The sequence below is a fragment of the Roseovarius dicentrarchi genome (genome assembly GCF_003316635.1).
GTDB lineage: Bacteria > Pseudomonadota > Alphaproteobacteria > Rhodobacterales > Rhodobacteraceae > Roseovarius > Roseovarius dicentrarchi.
On sequence record NZ_QNQP01000063.1, the window covers coordinates 1 to 1,829 of the forward strand.

At 52.5% G+C, this 1,829-nt stretch carries 1 protein-coding gene; it reads left to right on the plus strand.

What is annotated here, in order from left to right; translation table 11 throughout:
• The first annotated feature begins 451 nt into the window (after positions 1 to 451).
• Positions 452 to 1,609 carry an AAA family ATPase gene (locus tag DQ230_RS16780; protein ID WP_203228121.1) on the plus strand — a complete coding sequence of 386 codons (1,158 nt, stop codon included), beginning with the start codon at positions 452 to 454 and terminating at the stop codon, positions 1,607 to 1,609.
• Positions 1,610 to 1,829: the final 220 nt, after the last annotated feature.

A 1,829-nucleotide genomic window follows, 5' to 3' on the forward strand; every position in this document is an offset into this window, starting at 1 on the left:
CGAAACAGCGAAGAAAAAGCGAAAGGAGGCAACAGCATTGACGCCATCATAATCAGCAGATCATAACGACTGGGTGGGTCAGATCTCGATGAAAATGCCGGGTCAGTTCTCAATGACAATCAACACCTCTTGCGACTATTGTGTCGCAGGATGTGTCGCACACCGACTCCTGACCGATTTTTCGGTCAGAATCGTTGATTTCGCTTGACTTTTTGGAAATTGGCTCCGGCGGTAGGGAACGGAGCTAACTTTTAAGAGTTTATATAAGTGGTTGAAATTAAATGATTTCGTCTTCCATATCCCCTATTTGTGCGACGTTTTGTGTGACAGTGTGTGTGACGTTTTGCAGATGAGGACGGCCTCAATCTGAGATCACATTGCATCTCGTCATTGTCCGTATCAATTGATTTTTGATAAACTTTGTCCAAACCAGCTGCCTTGGGAGGATGATGTGCTGAAACGGAAAAACGTATTCCGTGCGTTCGATGTGAAAATCCATCACGAGGATCTTGCGCAGCGGATTATTGAGAGGCGACTGTCGCGTCGAGTGATGCAGATGGAAAGTGGCCCAGAAGTCGCGGCTTGGCTTGAAAGTGCAATGGCCATCTGGCGAATAGGCCATGATGAGAATGACGTTATTGGTGAGCTGTGTAATCGACCAGATGCGTCTGATTATCCGCACTATCCGCGCCGCATATCAACGGCGGAGCAGGATCACATTAAGGCGTGGGCCCGTTCATGGTGCGTGCGCTCCACAGGGGCGCCTTTGTCTTCAAAAATCCCGAAAGAAGATCGCGCGGAGATCGCCTCAGCCTCCAGATCGATGCGTGCGCAATACTTGACGGAACACCAAGTAGACGAAGCCTTCTCGTCTATTCATAGAGATTATCCGTGGCTTGAGCGATTGACCGAAAAGGCCTGGCGCCAATGCCTTCGTCGCGCTCGAGCCGGACTTCCTGCGGGCGTTGGGCCTTTGCTTATCAGCGGGCCACCTGGCCTCGGAAAATCGTCATGGTCCCGCGCTGTCGCGCGTGCTCTTGGCGTGCCTTCGGTAGATGTGGACGTAGGAACATCGGGCGGCATCACCGACCTTCAGGGGGCCGCGCGTGGTTGGAGTTCATCAGATAAAGGGCGCGTAATCCGATCGATGATAGTGGAACGTGTCGCCAATCCCCTTGTCGTCCTCGACGAGATAGATGCAGGCAGCACGCGCATTGGCACAGCAGGCGGCGGACATCTCCCAGGGCTTTACAAGATCGCGATGAGTATGATTGAGCCGTCGACTGCTAAGTCCTGGGTTTGTCCACACCTGCAAATCCCTTTTGACTTAACAAACATAAGCTGGATCGCCACGTGTAATGATTATAGCCATATCGACCAGCCTCTTCTTGATCGAATGACTGTTATCCAGCTGGATGACATAAAGTGTGACCAACTAATAGATTTCGCTGCACGTGAGGCGAGGAGGCGGTTTGATGGCGATGTCTCGGAGATAGTCACCAATCAGGTGCGCAACAGCATGCGACGCGGCGCCAGGCTTTCGCTCAGGCAAGTTATTCGGCTTCTTGATCGCGTTCAGGAGGCGGCGGAACGTCCGATTCTGCATTGAGTAGATCTAATTTGGTAACCTGCTGGTGTTTTGTGAGACACCTCCGGACGAGCACCCCTGCCGGTCATAAGGTTCTGTTAGAAGGTGCTCAGGCGTAAGGCTTCGGCGGGGGCCGTCTGACTTCGGCTACGATCCGATGATAAGTCCGGCCTTATGTCCGATTTCATTTACCGCCCTCAAATCGAAGTTCTCTCTACGGCCGATGGCATTCGCCGTCGGC